Raw genomic sequence first — 15430 nt, forward strand, 5'->3', positions numbered from 1 at the left:
TCCGAGCTCTGTTTGCAGAAACCATTTGCGCATTTCAAGAGGCTTGCTGTCCCGCAGCAGAGCTCGGTGAGTGCGTAATTTCGCGTCTTAATAGCTAATATTGCTGCCAATCCCGAATCGTGTCATTTTCGATACGCTTTTTGACAGTACGCTGACAAAAAAGCGCATCAAAAAGGATCGAGTGTTTTGGACAGCTTAAGCGTATCCACGACGGACGTGCGAATTGAACGACACGCAAATCAGTTGTCTCGGCAGCTGAAGCTTTTGCGTGACAAGCTTTTCCCGCCCTTATCTCAGAAGACGCTTCGGACGTTCACGTCCGGAGAAGCCGCGCAGATGATTGGTGTCTCCGACGGCTATCTGAGGCAGCTCTCTCTGGATGGCAAAGGCCCCTCTCCGGACGTTTCTGCCACCGGTCGCCGGTCCTACACTCTGGCGCAGATCAATGAACTTCGCCAGCATATGGCAAAGTTGAAGCCCAAGGATGCGCTTGCCTATCTGCCCTGGCGGCGGCCGGGGGAAAAGCTGCAGACCATCGCCGTCACCAATTTCAAGGGCGGTTCTGCAAAGACGACGACAACTCTTTACCTGGCTCAGTATCTTGCTCTGAACGGTTATCGTGTGCTCGCCGTGGATCTCGATCCGCAGGCGTCGCTGTCGTCGATGCTCGGACTGCAGCCGGAGTTCGATCTTGCGGAAGGCGACACCCTTTATGGCGCCATCCGGTATGACGAGAACCGTAAGCCGCTGCGCGAGATCATCCGCAAGACCTACATTGATGGATTGGATCTTGTGGCAGGCAATCTCGAGCTCATGGAGTTCGAGCATGAGACGCCAAGAGCCCTGAGTGATCGCCGGCATTCGAGCGGCGAGATGTTTTTCAACCGTGTTGGAGTGGCCATCAACGAAGTCGAGTCGGACTATGACGTCGTCGTCATCGACTGCCCTCCTCAGCTTGGCTATCTGACGCTCGGTGCAGTTTGCGCGGCGACATCGCTTCTGATCACCATTCATCCCCAGATGGTGGACGTGGCCTCGATGTCGCAGTTCCTCTTGATGACCGCTGATCTGCTCTCGGTGGTTCGCAATGCAGGCGGCGATCTCCGGCACGACTTCATTAAATATGTCGTGACTAGGCATGAGCCGTTCGATGCGCCGCAGTCGCAGATCGTTGCCCTGCTGCGCAGTCTGTTCGGCGAGGATGTGTTGACGGCAACAATCCTCAAATCGACTGCAATCGCTGACGCCGGCCTGACCAAGCAGACGCTTTACGAAATCGAAAGAGGCCAGGTACGGCGCTCGACCTATGACCGGGCGCTCGAGTCAGTCAATGCAGCGAATGGTGAGGTCCTCGCGGGGCTTCACAAAGCGTGGGGTAGAACATGAGCAGACGTGATCGGCTGAAAGGTCTCTTCGATGACACCGCACAGGAGTTGGCCGCGGCCAACTACGAAGACGCGGCTGTACGCGGACCCGCAGGGCCGGTGCGTTCCATGGCCCTGACGCTGGGACGAATGGAGGAAGAGACGAGGGCAATGCAGGAAGCATTGCTCTCCGGCGAGCGTGTCGTCGAACTGGATCCCGATCTTGTCGACATCTCGTTCATCCGCGATCGCCTGGTCGATGCGCCGCTTGATATGGAAGACGAGCTTGTTCAATCCATTTCGGAGAACGGGCAAGAGGTGCCGATCCTTGTTCGCAATCATCCGACGGTGGAGGGCAGGTACCAGATCGCCTACGGCCACCGGCGCCTGCAAGCAGTCAAGCTGTTGGGTCGCAAAGTCCAGGCCATTATCCGGAAGCTGGACGACACAGACGTTGTCATTGCGCAGGGCATCGAGAATTCGGCGCGAAGGAACCTCTCCTACGTTGAGCGTGCAGTCTTTGCAGTGAACCTAGAAAATAGTGGCTTTGAGCGCGCGGTCATCATGAAGGCGCTCTCGACTGACAAGACGGAACTTTCCAAGCTCATCTCAGTCGCGAAAGCTGTGCCCGCCGAAATCATCAAGGCCGTCGGTATTGCGCCCGGTATCGGGAGACGCAAATGGCTGGCGCTTGCCCAGGTCATCACCGGCAATACCCTGGCAAAGCTGCAGAAGCTCATGGTGACCGAGAGTTTCCAGAAGCTCGATTCCGATCAGCGCTTCGAGATGGTCTTCGCGGAACTCACGCGGAAACTTCGCACGACTGATATCACTGAATATGAGTGGAAGCCTAAAACCGGAGATCAGATCCGCGCGACCATCAAGGCCTCGGCCAACACATTCACACTCGCCTTGAAGACGGCCGCTGCGCCTGACTTCGGCGACTTCATTTCCAGCCGCTTGGATGAGCTTTACCAAGCATACCGGACCGACAAACTGAAAGCAGGAGACTAGGCCGCAAAAGAAAAAAGCCCCCAAACGTTGCCGTAAGGAAGCCTTTCTCATATCTGGACAATCTGAGAATTACACTTCCTCGAATCACTGTCAAGCGTCTTGGCACCGATTTCGGTGAGCGGATTTCTTTTGCCTTGGAAAAGGTAAAAATGATGCAATCTGTCGCTGTGACGACGCCCTTTGGGCGGCGGTCAATGACGCTTGCCATGCTGTCAACTCAGCTTGAGGCAACCGAAATTGATTCGCGAAAGACTATCGATAAGTGGAAACTGTTCCGGACCATCTATGAGGCCAGAGGCCCGCTGGGCGTCTCCGATCGTACTCTTGCGGTCCTCAATGCGCTCCTAAGCTTTTATCCGAAGACCGAACTTGGTGAGGATAACAGCCTCGTGGTTTTCCCATCTAATGCCCAGCTCTCGATGAGAACACACGGCATGGCAGGCACCACCTTGCGTCGGCATCTGGCAGCCCTTGTCGAGGCTGGTCTGATCATTCGCAAAGACAGCCCAAACGGCAAACGCTATGCCCGCAAGGGCCGGGCTGGAGATGCACGCGAGGCTTTCGGTTTCAACCTGGCGCCGCTGCTCGCCCGTAGCGAGGAGATCGAGCGTCTGGCAGCAGAATGCATCGCCGAACGCCAGCAGCTCAGATGGCTGAAGGAGCAACTTTCCCTTTGCCGTCGCGACATCGCAAAACTTATCGAAGCCGCCGAAGAAGCCGAGGTCCCCAGCGACTGGGCTGACGTACAAGCGCAGTTCGACTCCATTTCGCTATGCCTGCCTCGCTCCGCCTCACAGCAGGAAATCGAGCGAGTTCTCTCCGAACTCGACAATCTGCGTCAAACAATCGTTAACTGCCTTAAAACATTCGCAAAAACAGAGAAAGTGGTCGCCATTGAGCACCAGAATGGCGGGCATATACAGAATTCAGATATTAATTCTAAAATTGAATCTGAAGCCATCGTCGATCGCGATACCGAGAAAACCAGCATCTCATCGTTAGTAACACCCAATCAGCATGACGCTCCGCTGAACGTCGTGCTGAAGGCGTGCCCGGAGATCGCATTCTACGGCCCAGCCGGCACGATAACGACCTGGAACGATCTCTTGAGAGCCTCCTCTGTCGTCCAGAAGATCTTCGCCATCGGCGAAAGCGCCTATCATCGAGCCTGTGAAGTGATTGGTCCGAAAGGCACCGCCGTCATTATCGCATGCATGCTTGAGAGAGCCGATCAGATAAATTCGCCCGGAGGCTATCTGTGCGACCTCACTCGAAAGGCCGAGCGGCGGGAATTTTCCCTGGCGCCGATGCTCAACGCGCTCATGAGGGCCAAAGCCGAGAAAGAGCGCACCTCTCCTATCCCTGACCGCTCACTGGCGCCAAATGCTGACGCGACGCCAGTGAGCGTTAAAGATCTGCGCTGCAGGATTGCCCAATCCGAACAACAACCAGCAATTTGGTCGACGATTGCACATCGAGGGACATCCAGCGCCCTTCCGAACCATAGGCGGTGAAAACGTGGACAAATCTCCTCCTCCACAGGAACACATCAAGCCCAAAGCAATGCGCATCCACGATCACCGCCACCGATCTTTTGCCCCGGCGAAGACGTCTGCGACAGAGGACCTCTCAGGACCGTCCCAGTATTCTGCACCTCCCGATCCACGAGGCTTCCCTTGGATTATGTTTCTCGTGATCGAACTAACGACGATACTGCAAAAACTTCGTTTTCATCTCCATTTTTTCAGGTTGCCGTCAGGCAGCAAATCTAAAGCACAGTGTGCTGGACTCGCTTTTCCGGCGATCGGGTTGTGTCCAGTTGCAGCAGGCTTTTAACAAATGCATGAATACGCTTCCGCATCAAAGAGAGCGCTGCCATACAGCCAAACTCTCTTTTATTTTGTCGCGCTGTTCGTGATCTGGTGGGCGCTACTGCTCATTTTCAACAGAGCTCCGGCAATCGATATCGCGGTTGCTCGCTACTTCTTCAGCAACGGGATCTGTCACAAGGCAAAAGAGATCGGCGATACCTGTGGCGTTTTCGCCTACGACAGAAACCTGCTGTTCGTTTCCCTGCGCTCGATCACGCTCATCCTGCCATATGTGGCGGTCGCGGTTCTAATCGCTATCCCGCTGGTATCGTGGCGGCGCTTAGGATCGCGCTGGCGGACACGGGAGGCTGAACAGAGTATCGTCGCTTTGACATCCCTTGCACTTGGATGTGGACTGATCGTCAATCTGTTCCTCAAGGAATTTTCAGGCAGGCCACGTCCCCGCGACACCGACCTCTTCGGTGGCGCTCTCGATTTTGTTCAGGCTGGATCGTTTGCCGGCAAATGTCTGCAGAACTGCTCCTTTGTTTCCGGAGAGGCCTCATCCGGCGGATGGCTCCTTTGCCTGGTATTCTTGCTGTCGCCGCGCTGGCGTCTGCCGCTGGGAATCCCGCTTGCAATCATATCCGTTGCGATGCCTGCGATGCGCGTCATGACAGGCGCACATTATCTGTCTGATGCGGTTCTCGGTTGGCTCTTATCGCTCGTGATATTCGCAGGAGTGCTGGCCGCCTTCGACGCTTTTAGCCCAGCACCGCGGCGGAAGTAGAGCGGATCTTTCAAGCCTTCGACCAACAAGAGATGCGCCCAAGCCCTTTCCGAACGCATATTTATAATCCGACAAATCTGACGGACGCCTAAAGATCGCCCGAATTTGTCAGTGAATGACCGATGGCGGACGCGGACGTCGCGTTTCAAAAATTCACAATTCAGGTTACTGTCAGGAAAGGGCACTAGCGATGTGCGTTTAACTGACCGACGGAATATTCGATCCCGCGGCCTGCGGTGTTGCGCTCTGCTCTGACCAGGCAGGGCTTGGAGAAAATCGCATTGAGCAATCAAACCAATCACCCGCGCGCGCGATACGCACGGCCTGCAATCGGCAGTGTTACACTCTGCCTTATAGTCACACTTTATATACTTCTTGTGACAAACCAGACCTTCTGGGTCAGGGCCTATGGTTATTTCGTCACCGAACAGGCTGCTTTTGGCGCCTTCGTGGTCGGGATTGCTGCAACGACCATGGCACTTCTGACAATGTTTTCGGCGAAGTATCTCACAAAGCCGGTACTGATCTTCTTCATATTCGTTGCATCCATCTCTTCCTGGTTCAACGACCAGTTCGGCGTGGTCATCGACAAGGAAATGATCCGCAATGCGGCGGTGTCAACAGGAGCTGAAGCCGGCCACCTGATTACGACGCGCTTCGCCATCCACGTTCTGCTGACGGGCGCGATCCCCGCTCTGCTGATTGTTTGGGTACGGATCAAGCATCGAACCGTTTGGAAAAAGCTCGCCTACAACACGGCGGTCATTTGTTCATGTGTGGCGGTTTTCCTGGTGGCGGGCAGCAGCTACTACAAGACCTTCGCAGGCATCGGTCGCGCCCATCGCGACCTGATGGATACCCTCAATCCGATTATGCCTGTCGCCAGCGCGGTTCGCTATACGATCGACTCGCAACGTGACTCTGACATCGCTGCCCAGCCTCTGGGCACTGATGCGCACAAGGTGGGGCGAGCCGGCAACGCCAAGCCCCGTGTGACGATCATCGTTGCCGGCGAGACCGCTCGTGCGCAGGATTTCTCGCTCGGCGGCTACGACAAGATGACCAATCCGGAGCTCGCAAAACAGAATGTCGTTTACTTTCCCCAGACAACCAGCTGCGGCACAGCAACAGCAACCTCAATCCCATGCCTGTTTTCCGTCTATACGCGAGCGCAATATACGCATCTGAAAGGTCTGCAAACCGAAAATCTGCTGGATGTGCTGACCCACGGAAAGGTCGATGTCACCTGGCTCGACAATGATACCGGCAGCTATCACGTGACGGATCGCGTATCCTACACTTACCTGCCTACCTCGGCCGATCCTCGCTTCTGCAAGGATGGCGAATGCCTTGATGGCATCTTGTTGGACAAGGTCGACAGTTGGCTTGACCATGTCAAAGGTGACAGCGTCCTTGTGCTGCATCAGCTCGGCAGTCATGGCCCGGCCTACTATCAGCGCTATCCCGAAGAATTCAGGCACTTTACACCGGATTGCCGCGCTAATGATTTCGGCAGCTGCTCGCCGGAAGAGATCACCAACGCCTATGACAACACGATCCTCTACACCGATCACGTCGTTTCAACCGTCATCGACAAGTTGAAGCAGCGCTCCGCGTCTATCTCTGGAGCCGTCGTCTATTTCTCTGATCACGGGGAGTCACTCGGCGAAAACGGGATTTATCTCCACGGGACGCCGTATCTGATCGCCCCGACACAGCAAACGCATGTGCCGTTCCTCGTCTGGGTGGCTGACGATCTTGCCAAATCAGCCGGATTCGACATGGCCTGTGTCGCGAAGGGTGCAGGCGAGGGCCATTCGCACGATAACATCTTCCACAGCGTTCTCGGTCTTATGGACATCGCAACCAAGGTCTACGATTCCGATTTGGATGTCTTTGCGAAATGTCGCCGGCCGCCGAATACATTGGCGCTGCGTTGAACGAGCGGGGCAGCCGAAAGCTAAGTCTTTCGGCCGCCAAATTGGGAGCAATCACAAGAGCGCCGGCCTGCGCCAAGACTGCCGTAGCGATACCTAGCCTGCTTGTGGCGCAAGGTGCAGAGCGGCAAGCGAACGGCTTTGAAGCTCCTCCTGTACGGCAGCGTTAAATTCGAAGATCTGGCTGGAAATTTCGGCGTCGTCGGCTCCAGCCGCTTTGAGAAGGCCGGCGAGCGAGCGCATCTCGGCCTTCCAAAATGCGTTGGCCGCCTCGCCATGAATAGCGTCCAACGCGTCAGCGCAGCGGATGACTTCCTGCCTGCGCCGGTGAAGTGGAAAAAATGTCAACAAAATCAGCGGTCTCCGAATGCGAATCAGCCGCCATTCTTCTCGACGAAAGTTAACAAGCTATCCTTGACCCTGTCATTGGCGCCCTACCTTTCACCGAAGCAACACAGGGGAGAAGGCAAAATGTCATCCGACAGGGAAGAACGCATCAAACAGAGAGCCTATCAGATATGGGAGCAGGAAGGCCGCCCACATGGAGCGGATCTTCGCCACTGGCTCAAAGCGTTCGAAGAAGTCGCTGCCGAGCACGCATCCGAGCATAAGGCAAAGGATGCAGGAGCTGCCTCAGGCCGCGCGCGCAAGACACGAGCGAAGGAAGAGCCGGCAAAGCCTGCAAAGAAAAGCGCCGCTGCGACCGCAACTGCCAAACCGACAAAGCCCGCTTCTTCCAAACAGAAATCGCTGCACTGAAGTCGGATTTGATCCAAGTCGACGGCAGCGCGTATTGGCGTCCGAAGGACCGCCAGACGCAGTGAGCATCTTGACGATGCCCTCGGTTGGCCTCAGCCCTATCGCGATCGACCGTCGGTCATGATGCAGGCCGGTGGCGGGGATTGACCGTTCAGTACTGCAACCACCGACTGCGCAGCGATCATGTTGGCGCGGGCGGGTCCCTCGCGGGAGGAGGCCGCAGCATGTGGTGTTGCGATGACGTTGGGCAAAGCGATAAGTTCGCTCGAAATCTCTTTGAAGGTCGGGTCGCTTTCACTGATGAATACGTCCAGTCCCGCTCCGGCGATCGTTCCGCTCTTTAACGCGTTCACAAGATCGGCGTCCTCGACGAGACCGCCACGGGCCGCGTTAGTGAGGATGGCGGTTGATTTCATGCGCGCGAGCCTCTCCCTATCGATGAGAAACCGTGTTTGCGACCTGAGGGGGCATGCAGGGTCACATAGTCGCTTTGCCGGAGGAGCGTATCGACAACGACATAGGTGGTGTTGTTATTCCTGCCGCACACTTCGTCTGGCTACGGCTGGTGAACGAGGATCCGGGCTTCGAAACCACTCAGACGCTTGACCAGGCTCTTTCCAATCCGCCCCAAGCCAATAATGCCTACCGTTTTTCCGGAAACCGTGCAGCGGCCGCTGACGCCTCGTGCCCCCATCTACCCACGCGCCATCTATCGCGCATCGGAACCCCTGTCACGAATAGCAGAGGGTTTTCTGAAGGCATTGCAGCACGAGATCGAAATCTCGCAGCACTAGGGTTGCGCGCGGTTCTACAGGAGCAGATAGCCCACGCCGCGCGGGCTATCTGACTTGGCAAGCCTTCCTCACCGACCGTTTCCCATCCGCCACTCGGCGAATTTCGCACGCGGCGCGTCGCTCGTGGCCGGATAAAGCCCGATGATCGTTGCGCCAGCGAGAACCTGTTCGGTGACGAAGTCTTCGTAAGCCGTCATCTCGACGGTCTCGGCCGCGATCTCGTCGGCAAGATGTGCCGGGATAACGATGACGCCTTCATTGTCGCCGACGATCACGTCACCGGGAAAGACAGCAACATCGCCGCAGCCGATCGGCACGTTCATTTCTATCGCCTGATGAAGCGTCAGGTTCGTCGGAGCGGAAGGCCGGTTGTGATAGGAACGGATTTCGAGATTGGCGATTTCGGGACTGTCGCGGAAACCGCCGTCCGTGACGACACCGGCGACACCGCGCATCTGCAGCCGCGAGATGAGGATCGAGCCGGCCGAGGCAGCCCGCGCATCCTTGCGGCTGTCCATCACGAGCACGAAGCCCGCTGGGCATTTCTCGACGGCGGCGCGCTGCGGATGCTCGGGATTGCGGAAGACGTCGAGGGTATTCAAGTCTTCGCGCGCCGGAATATAGCGCAGCGTGAAGGCCTGCCCGACCATATTCTGCGCCTTGGCAGACAGCGGCCGGACATCCTGGATGAACTGGTTGCGCAATCCGCGCTTGAAGAGGGTGGTTGCGATCGTCGGCGTTGCTACCCACATCAGTTTTTCGCGGGTTTCACGTGTCAGCACAAATTCGCTCATGATCCTGTCCTTTGCCGTCAATAGATATCGGGTTCGGCAGCCGTAGCGCCGAACGTCGTTTCCAGAAAATCGAAATCGCAGCCGGTATCGGCCTGCCCGACATGGCGACCGAACATCCAGCCATAGCCGCGTCCCGTCTTCTCAGCCGGCTTTGTCCAGGCCGTGCGCCGGCGCGCGAGCTCATCTTCATCGACCAGCATGTCGATGCGGCGGGCATCGAGATCGAGGCGGATGATATCGCCATTCCGAAGCAATGCCAGCGGGCCGCCGACATGCGATTCGGGAGAGACATGCAGGATGCAGGCACCGTAACTCGTCCCGCTCATCCGCGCGTCCGAAAGGCGCAGCATGTCGCGATAACCCTTCTTCAGCAGGGCTTTCGGCATTGGCAGCATGCCCCATTCCGGCATTCCCGGTCCGCCCTGCGGGCCGGCGCCGCGCAGCACCATGACATGGTCCGGCGTGATATCAAGGTTCTCGTCATCGACGGCAGCCTTCATGTCGGGATAGCTGTCGAAGACTAGCGCAGGTCCCTGATGCTTGTGAAAGCGCGGATCGCAGGCCGCAGGCTTGATAACGGCACCCGTCGGCGCAAGATTGCCCTTGAGCACCGCCAACGAACCCTCGTGATAGACCGGATTGTCCAGCGACCGGATGACATCGTCGTTATAGCACTTCGCCCCTTGCAGCGTTTCCCCGAGCGTGACGCCGGAAACGGTAAGGGCGGAGAGATCGAGCCTGGAAGAAAGCTTCGCCATCAAGGCGCGCAAGCCGCCCGCATAGTAGAAGTCCTCCATCAGATAGGTCTTTCCGGTCGGGCGGATGTTGGCAAGCACCGGCGTCGTGCGCCCGGCGTGGTCGAGGTCGTCGAGCGTTAGCTCGATGCCGGCGCGGCGTGCCATGGCGATCAGGTGAACGACGGCATTGGTGGAACAGCCCGTCGCCATGGCGACTGCGACCGCGTTATTGACGGCGGCAGCCGTCACCACCTTCGAGGGAACGAGATCCTCCCAGACCATCTCGACGGCGCGGCGGCCGACGGCAGAGGACATGCGGATATGGTTCGAATCGGCAGCAGGGATGGAACTCGCGCCCGGCAGCGTCAGGCCGAGCGCTTCGGCGATTGCCGTCATCGTGCTTGCCGTGCCCATGGTCATGCAATGGCCATAGGAGCGGGCGATGCCGGCCTCGACTTCGACCCATTCGGTGGCAGAAATCGTGCCGGCGCGGCGCTCGTCCCAGAATTTCCAGGCGTCTGAGCCGGAGCCCAGATATTCGCCGCGATAATTGCCGCGCAGCATCGGACCGGCCGGCAGATAAATCATCGGCAATCCCATGCTGATCGCGCCCATCACGAGACCAGGCGTGGTCTTGTCGCAGCCGCCCATCAGGACGGCGCCATCGACCGGATGCGAGCGCAACAGCTCTTCCGCCTCCATGGCGAGCATGTTGCGGTAGAGCATGGTCGTCGGTTTGACGTAGCTTTCCGAAAGCGACAACGCCGGCAGCTCCAGCGGGAAGCCGCCTGCCTGGAGGATGCCGCGCTTCACATCCTCGACGCGATGCTTGAAATGCGCATGGCAGGGATTGGCGTCCGACCAGGTGTTCAGAATGGCGATAACCGGCTTGCCGGTCCATTCTTCCGGCGCGTAGCCCATCTGCATGGTGCGCGAGCGGTGGCCGGAGCTTCTGAGGTCGTCGGGCGCAAACCATCTGGCGCTGCGCAATTGCGCCGGTATCTTCCTGGCATTCATTCTGTTCAGGCCCTGTATTCGAACGATGAGAAACGAAAACACGCCTTGATTTCGATCCGGCGGGCTTTGATGATCAACTAAAGCACTAATGCATCAGTGCATCAAGCCATAAATTATGTTTAATGATGCCAACGTTTTTGAAGGATGGCTGCGCGTGAAAGTAAACCGGAAGGAATTCCCCCTGGACCGCACGCGGCAAGTCGCGCCGCAAATTCTGGAAATCCTGCGTTCCCGCATCCTTTCGATGGATATGCCGCCGTCTACGATCCTCTCGCGCATTTCGCTGCAAAGCGAATTCAATGTCAGCCAGACGCCGGTGCGCGATGCGCTGATTCGCCTCGAAGAGGAGGGGCTTGTCGAGGTTTATCCTCAATATGCCACCGTGGTTGCCAAGATCGATATCGGTCACTCCGTCCAGGCGCATTTCCTGCGCCTTTCGATCGAGTTGGAAGCGATTCGTCGGCTGACATCGGAAAGTCCCGAGGAGACGGCAGCCGCCCTCCAGCGCGTGCTCCTGCGACAGGAGCAGGAACTCGCTCCGGAAAGATATGACGTCTTCGATTTATTGGACAAGGATTTTCACCGCACCCTGTTCGAGCGTGTCGGCATTCTCGGCCTCTGGACCACGGTGCGCCGACAAAGCGTGCATCTCGACAGGCTGCGGCGGCTGAACCTGCCGATGCCGGGCAAGATGGAGGCGGTGCTTGCCGATCATCGCGCCATCATCGATGCCGTGCGCTCCGGAGATCCCGAAAAGGCGGTTGGCGCCATGCGCAAGCACCTGTCCGGCACGCTCTCGATCATCGATCTTATCTGCGAGCAATACCCCGATTATGTCAGCCGCTGACCGTACCGGTCAGGGCAGGGTGCCACGCAGCAGATGCCCGGAAGGATGGGTTTCATCGTCACCGGCCATCCGGCGCGTGGTGACGAAGACCGAGCGCGGGTTCTTCCGGTTCATGACGATCTTGGTCGGGTGGCTGACCGGAAAGGAAATCGGCTCGAGCGCCTCGCCTGATGGCGCAAAGCGCAGAAGCTGTGCGCCGCCGACGCCGGCGATCCAGTAGACGCCGTCCTCGTCGATGAATGCTCCGTCCGGCCGCCCCTCCAGCGCATGCGTCGTCGCAAAGACCCGTCGATTGGAGGGGGTGCCGGTCGTCACGTCATAGTCGCAGACCCAGATGGTCTGAACGGTGGGATGGGAATCGGAAAAATACATCCGGTTTCGCTTCTGATCGAAGGCGATCCCGTTCGGCGTCCAGAAATGATCGAAGATCCGGCGATGGCCAAAATCCGGCTCGATGCAGAAGATTGCGCCGGCAGGCTCCGTGATCTCACGATGTATCGTGCCGGCCCAGAACCGGCCGGCGGGGTCGAGAGCGCCATCGTTGAACCGCACATCGTTGCGGCTTTCCGGCGAACAGACCAGTTCGAATTGCCCGGAGACGGGATCGAACAGGAAAATGCCGGTGGCGAGACCCGCCACCAGCATCCCGTCCGCCCGCAATGTGATGCAGCCGACCGCCTCCGGCGCATCCCAGACCTCCGTCTGGCCCGTTGCGGCATCGGTTCGCAGGAGGCGGCATCCGTCGGTATCGACCCACCAGATGCAATTGCCGCTCTCCGACCAGATCGGGCTCTCGCCGAGATGCGCCCAGCGGTCGGAGAAAACGTCGAATGCGATCGTCATTTCGTACCCAAGTTGGTCGTACCCAAGTTGGTCGTACCCAAGTTGGTCGTACCCATGCCGTTCGTACTCAAGCCGTTCGTACCCAGGCCGGCCTCGCCGCGAATGACAGGACCGCCGGATAACTCGCCGATGAGATCCTTCCACCTGCCCAGGCGCGGAGCGGTTTCCGGCAACGCCGCCGTGCAGGCGATGGTGATGATGCAGCCAAGGCCGATATAGGCTGCGAGGGCCCAGGGCGCACCATTGGCGATTTCCAGGAGCCAGCCAGCCGCAAGCGTGCCGACCGAGCCGATCAAGGCGCCGATCTGCTGGATGAAGGAAACGCCGCTCGCCCGGATCGGGGTCGGGAAGAACTCCGAATAATAGGCGGCCTGCGGCCCATACATGGCGCTATGGCCAAGGGCGAGCGCGGCTGCAAGGCCAACCCAGATGTAGCTGTCCATACGGTAATAGATCAGCGCGAAAGCCGGAAAGGCAGACAGCAACACCATGGCCGCGCCGAATATATAGACCGGCTTGCGTCCGATGCGATCGGAGAGCGCGCCGAAGAGCGGCATGCTGACCAGTTCGAGCACGATCGCGACGAGAGAAGCCGAGGTCATGACGGGACGAGACACACCGCGGCTGGTCGCATAGGCTGTCACCAGCACTGCAAAGCTGGTGAAGGCAACGCTTTCCGCGAACTTGCTTCCGCAGCCGAGGATGAGGAAACGCGGATATTTGCACAGGATCTCCAGCAGCGGATGCGCGTCGTCGGCGCGGCGTTTGCGCATCTCGAGAAAGAGCGGTGATTCCGTCAGCGACAGGAGGATATAGAGGCCTACGCCGACGAGCACGACGCTGAGCAGGAAGGGAATACGCCAGCCCCAGCTGAGAAAGGCCTCTGGCGAAAGAAGGCTGGTCAAGACGGCGAAGATCCCGAGCGGCAGGATGAAGCCAGCGGGCGCGCCCATCTGCACCCAGGAGCCGAAGAAGCCACGCTTCTTCGGTGGCGCATGCTCGCACATGATGAGAATGGCGTTGCCCTGCTCACCGCCGATGCCGAAACCGTGCAGCATGCGGATGAAGAGCAGGATGAGCGGCGCGGCGATGCCGATATTGTCATAGGTCGGCATGAGGCCGATGATGAAGGTGGCGATACCGACAATCAGAAGCGTCGTGACCAACGCGCTCTTGCGGCCGTAGCGGTCTCCGAGATAGCCGAACAGTAAGCCGCCGATCGGACGAACGAAGAATCCCGCGGCATAGGTTGCCAGCGCGACAAGCGATCCGACCAGCGGATCGAAGCTCGGAAAGAAGAGCTTGTTGAAGACCAGCGCCGAAGCGGTGGCATAGATAAAGAAATCGTACCATTCGACTGTGGTGCCGATGCACGAGGCAATCGCAACCCTGCGCATCATATTGGCGGACGGCTCGGCGGCCGCAGTTCCTTTATTTTCCATAGAATCCTCCCAACATCGGCGTGTCCACGCTAGTTGAGCGTGACTAAAGCACTAATGCATCAATATATCAATAGCGTCGGCACGACATTGACCTCCATGTTCGCCAACGATCCTAGCTTGTCTCAGACAGGCAAAATCCGCCTATCTGATTTTCATAGCCACTGTCATGGTTTTGCGGGCGATCTCTCGCGTTGGCGGTTTGGGATTGTCGCATGTTTGTGCAGGCGATCCCGACACGCAAAAATGTACGAGAGCGAATTTCGGCTGGATATCCAAGCCCCTGAAGAACCTTTTCGATATCGTGATCGCGCTCTTCGATCACCAGGCCCGGTAGACCTGCTTTGCCGGTTGCAGACGGCGCCCGGCTTTAGGCGATCTTCAACAACAATACGCCGAGAGCGATGATGATGGCCGCAATGCAGCGCGTCAGCGTTGCTTTTTCCTTCAGGACCGTGACCGAGATGATCAACGCAAAGACAATCGCCGTCTCGCGCAATGCCGCGACGGTGGCGACCGGCGCTCTCGTCATTGCCCAGAGTGCGGCGCCATAGGAGGCTATCGATCCGGCCCCGCCGATCAGACCGCGCCACCAGTTGCGACGGACATGTTGCGCGACAGCGAGCGTGCCGCGCCGCGAGAACGCCCAGGCGAACAGCAGGATTGGGGGCAGCAGCGACATCCACAGCGTATAGGAGATGGCGTTGCCCGACAGTCGGGCGCCGACGCCGTCGACATAGGTATAGGATGCGATCACACAGGCATTGACCAGCGCCAGCATTATTGCGTGTCGGCTGCCATTCCGTGCCTCAAAGGCGAGGGTCAGAATCCCGGCACAGATCGTCAACGTGCCGGCCCATGCCGCGAAGGACAGCGTTTCTCCGAGTATAAGGCCGCTGGTCGTCGCGATGAGAAGCGGCGCGCCACCGCGCATCAACGGATAGACAAGGCCGATATCGCCTGCCCTGTAGGCTCCGGCAACCAGCTGAAAATAAGCAAATTGCAGGATGGCAGATGCTGCGATGAACCACCAGGCTGCCGGCTGGGGCAATGGCAGGAGCGGCAGGAACGGTAGCGCCGTGATTGCTCCGCCGGCCGATATCAGGCTGGCGTCCAGCGACTTATCCGTCCCGGCCTTGATGATGGCGTTCCAGGTCGCGTGCAGCAGTGCGCCGAAGAGAACGAGAAGGACAATGTCGAGGGGCAAGATGGGACAGCCTAGGGGTGAGCGCCGGAGAGCGAATGGCGTCACACAACTGTCATAAATCGTTCTTCTCGGTCAAG

General features: G+C 58.3%; 16 protein-coding genes. 8 read left to right on the forward strand and 8 right to left on the reverse strand.

All coding sequences use genetic code 11. The annotated features are described in order from the left end of the window. Positions 1–186 precede the first annotated feature (186 nt). The 5 genes from repA to DTW90_RS17190 all read left to right on the forward strand — a co-directional run bounded on the left by repA (position 187) and on the right by DTW90_RS17190 (position 6919). Positions 187–1386 (forward strand): plasmid partitioning protein RepA, encoded by a 1200-nt coding sequence (repA, locus tag DTW90_RS17170; RefSeq protein ID WP_132522975.1) that lies wholly within the window; start codon positions 187–189, stop codon positions 1384–1386. Then, complete coding sequence (gene repB / locus DTW90_RS17175; RefSeq protein ID WP_149339736.1) at positions 1383–2378, forward strand: plasmid partitioning protein RepB; 996 nt, start codon at positions 1383–1385, stop codon at positions 2376–2378. The genes repA and repB overlap by 4 nt, the downstream gene beginning before the upstream one ends. A 152-nt stretch (positions 2379–2530) precedes the next feature. Further along, entirely contained in the window at positions 2531–3892 is a 1362-nt protein-coding gene (gene repC / locus DTW90_RS17180; RefSeq protein WP_149339902.1) for a plasmid replication protein RepC, read from the forward strand. A 325-nt stretch (positions 3893–4217) separates the two neighbouring features. Further along, on the forward strand, positions 4218–4979 hold the full coding sequence (locus DTW90_RS17185) for a phosphatase PAP2 family protein (protein ID WP_149339738.1): 762 nt from the start codon (positions 4218–4220) through the stop codon (positions 4977–4979). Between the two features lie 281 nt (positions 4980–5260). Continuing rightward, positions 5261–6919, forward strand: coding sequence for a phosphoethanolamine--lipid A transferase (locus DTW90_RS17190; RefSeq protein ID WP_188079961.1), 1659 nt, complete (start codon positions 5261–5263; stop codon positions 6917–6919). Positions 6920–7012: 93 nt separating this feature from the next. On the opposite strand, the gene DTW90_RS37610 is transcribed toward DTW90_RS17190, so the two are convergent. Next, positions 7013–7267: a DUF6074 family protein gene (locus tag DTW90_RS37610; protein ID WP_348642641.1), complete on the reverse strand. Its 255-nt coding sequence runs from the start codon at positions 7265–7267 to the stop codon at positions 7013–7015. Positions 7268–7387: 120 nt separating this feature from the next. Here DTW90_RS37610 and DTW90_RS17200 point away from each other — a divergent pair, with 120 nt between their 5' ends. Then, a complete protein-coding gene (locus DTW90_RS17200) occupies positions 7388–7675 on the forward strand; it encodes a DUF2934 domain-containing protein (protein WP_132523327.1) in 288 nt (95 codons plus the stop codon). A gap of 98 nt (positions 7676–7773) precedes the next feature. Here DTW90_RS17200 and DTW90_RS38040 read toward each other — a convergent pair whose 3' ends face one another. Continuing rightward, on the reverse strand, positions 7774–8091 hold the full coding sequence (locus DTW90_RS38040) for an NAD(P)-dependent oxidoreductase (RefSeq protein ID WP_281407574.1): 318 nt from the start codon (positions 8089–8091) through the stop codon (positions 7774–7776). Between the two features lie 140 nt (positions 8092–8231). Then, positions 8232–8369 carry an NAD(P)-dependent oxidoreductase gene (locus tag DTW90_RS38150; protein ID WP_207910544.1) on the reverse strand — a complete coding sequence of 46 codons (138 nt, stop codon included), beginning with the start codon at positions 8367–8369 and terminating at the stop codon, positions 8232–8234. On the opposite strand from DTW90_RS38150, the gene DTW90_RS37145 reads away from it, so the two are divergent. After that, positions 8314–8469, forward strand: a complete 156-nt coding sequence (locus tag DTW90_RS37145) for a hypothetical protein (protein WP_188079972.1) — start codon at positions 8314–8316, stop codon at positions 8467–8469. The two genes, DTW90_RS38150 and DTW90_RS37145, sit on opposite strands and share 56 nt — an antisense overlap. Before the next feature lie 68 nt (positions 8470–8537). On the opposite strand, the gene DTW90_RS17210 is transcribed toward DTW90_RS37145, so the two are convergent. Both DTW90_RS17210 and araD read right to left on the reverse strand, forming a co-directional pair. After that, positions 8538–9263 (reverse strand): ribonuclease activity regulator RraA, encoded by a 726-nt coding sequence (locus tag DTW90_RS17210; protein WP_149339740.1) that lies wholly within the window; start codon positions 9261–9263, stop codon positions 8538–8540. 17 nt (positions 9264–9280) lie between these two features. After that, positions 9281–11017 (reverse strand): L-arabinonate dehydratase, encoded by a 1737-nt coding sequence (gene araD / locus DTW90_RS17215; RefSeq protein WP_165927822.1) that lies wholly within the window; start codon positions 11015–11017, stop codon positions 9281–9283. Positions 11018–11171: 154 nt separating this feature from the next. Here araD and DTW90_RS17220 point away from each other — a divergent pair, with 154 nt between their 5' ends. Continuing rightward, positions 11172–11864, forward strand: a complete 693-nt coding sequence (locus tag DTW90_RS17220) for a GntR family transcriptional regulator (RefSeq protein WP_149339742.1) — start codon at positions 11172–11174, stop codon at positions 11862–11864. A gap of 9 nt (positions 11865–11873) precedes the next feature. Here DTW90_RS17220 and DTW90_RS17225 read toward each other — a convergent pair whose 3' ends face one another. The 3 genes from DTW90_RS17225 to DTW90_RS17235 all read right to left on the reverse strand — a co-directional run bounded on the left by DTW90_RS17225 (position 11874) and on the right by DTW90_RS17235 (position 15353). After that, positions 11874–12707, reverse strand: a complete 834-nt coding sequence (locus DTW90_RS17225; protein WP_149339744.1) for an SMP-30/gluconolactonase/LRE family protein — start codon at positions 12705–12707, stop codon at positions 11874–11876. Beyond that, positions 12704–14149, reverse strand: a complete 1446-nt coding sequence (locus DTW90_RS17230) for an MFS transporter (protein ID WP_210251415.1) — start codon at positions 14147–14149, stop codon at positions 12704–12706. Before DTW90_RS17230 ends, DTW90_RS17225 begins: the two co-directional genes overlap by 4 nt. A gap of 367 nt (positions 14150–14516) precedes the next feature. Then, complete coding sequence (locus DTW90_RS17235) at positions 14517–15353, reverse strand: EamA family transporter (RefSeq protein ID WP_132522961.1); 837 nt, start codon at positions 15351–15353, stop codon at positions 14517–14519. Between the last annotated feature and the right edge of the window lie 77 nt (positions 15354–15430).

The sequence above is a fragment of the Neorhizobium sp. P12A genome (assembly GCF_008365395.1).
Lineage (GTDB): Bacteria > Pseudomonadota > Alphaproteobacteria > Rhizobiales > Rhizobiaceae > Rhizobium.

Excerpts from the sequence above, each read along its gene's own strand:
- DTW90_RS17210 (WP_149339740.1), bottom strand. The coding sequence starts at position 9,263 with ATGAGCGAATTTGTGCTGACACGTGAAACCCGCGAAAAACTGATGTGG.
- DTW90_RS37145 (WP_188079972.1), top strand. The coding sequence starts at position 8,314 with ATGCCTACCGTTTTTCCGGAAACCGTGCAGCGGCCGCTGACGCCTCGT.
- DTW90_RS17185 (WP_149339738.1), top strand. The coding sequence starts at position 4,218 with ATGCATGAATACGCTTCCGCATCAAAGAGAGCGCTGCCATACAGCCAA.
- DTW90_RS38040 (WP_281407574.1), bottom strand. The coding sequence starts at position 8,091 with ATGAAATCAACCGCCATCCTCACTAACGCGGCCCGTGGCGGTCTCGTC.
- DTW90_RS17225 (WP_149339744.1), bottom strand. The coding sequence starts at position 12,707 with ATGACGATCGCATTCGACGTTTTCTCCGACCGCTGGGCGCATCTCGGC.
- DTW90_RS17200 (WP_132523327.1), top strand. The coding sequence starts at position 7,388 with ATGTCATCCGACAGGGAAGAACGCATCAAACAGAGAGCCTATCAGATA.
- DTW90_RS17230 (WP_210251415.1), bottom strand. The coding sequence starts at position 14,149 with ATGGAAAATAAAGGAACTGCGGCCGCCGAGCCGTCCGCCAATATGATG.
- repC (WP_149339902.1), top strand. The coding sequence starts at position 2,531 with ATGCAATCTGTCGCTGTGACGACGCCCTTTGGGCGGCGGTCAATGACG.
- DTW90_RS38150 (WP_207910544.1), bottom strand. The coding sequence starts at position 8,369 with ATGGGGGCACGAGGCGTCAGCGGCCGCTGCACGGTTTCCGGAAAAACG.
- repB (WP_149339736.1), top strand. The coding sequence starts at position 1,383 with ATGAGCAGACGTGATCGGCTGAAAGGTCTCTTCGATGACACCGCACAG.
- araD (WP_165927822.1), bottom strand. The coding sequence starts at position 11,017 with ATGAATGCCAGGAAGATACCGGCGCAATTGCGCAGCGCCAGATGGTTT.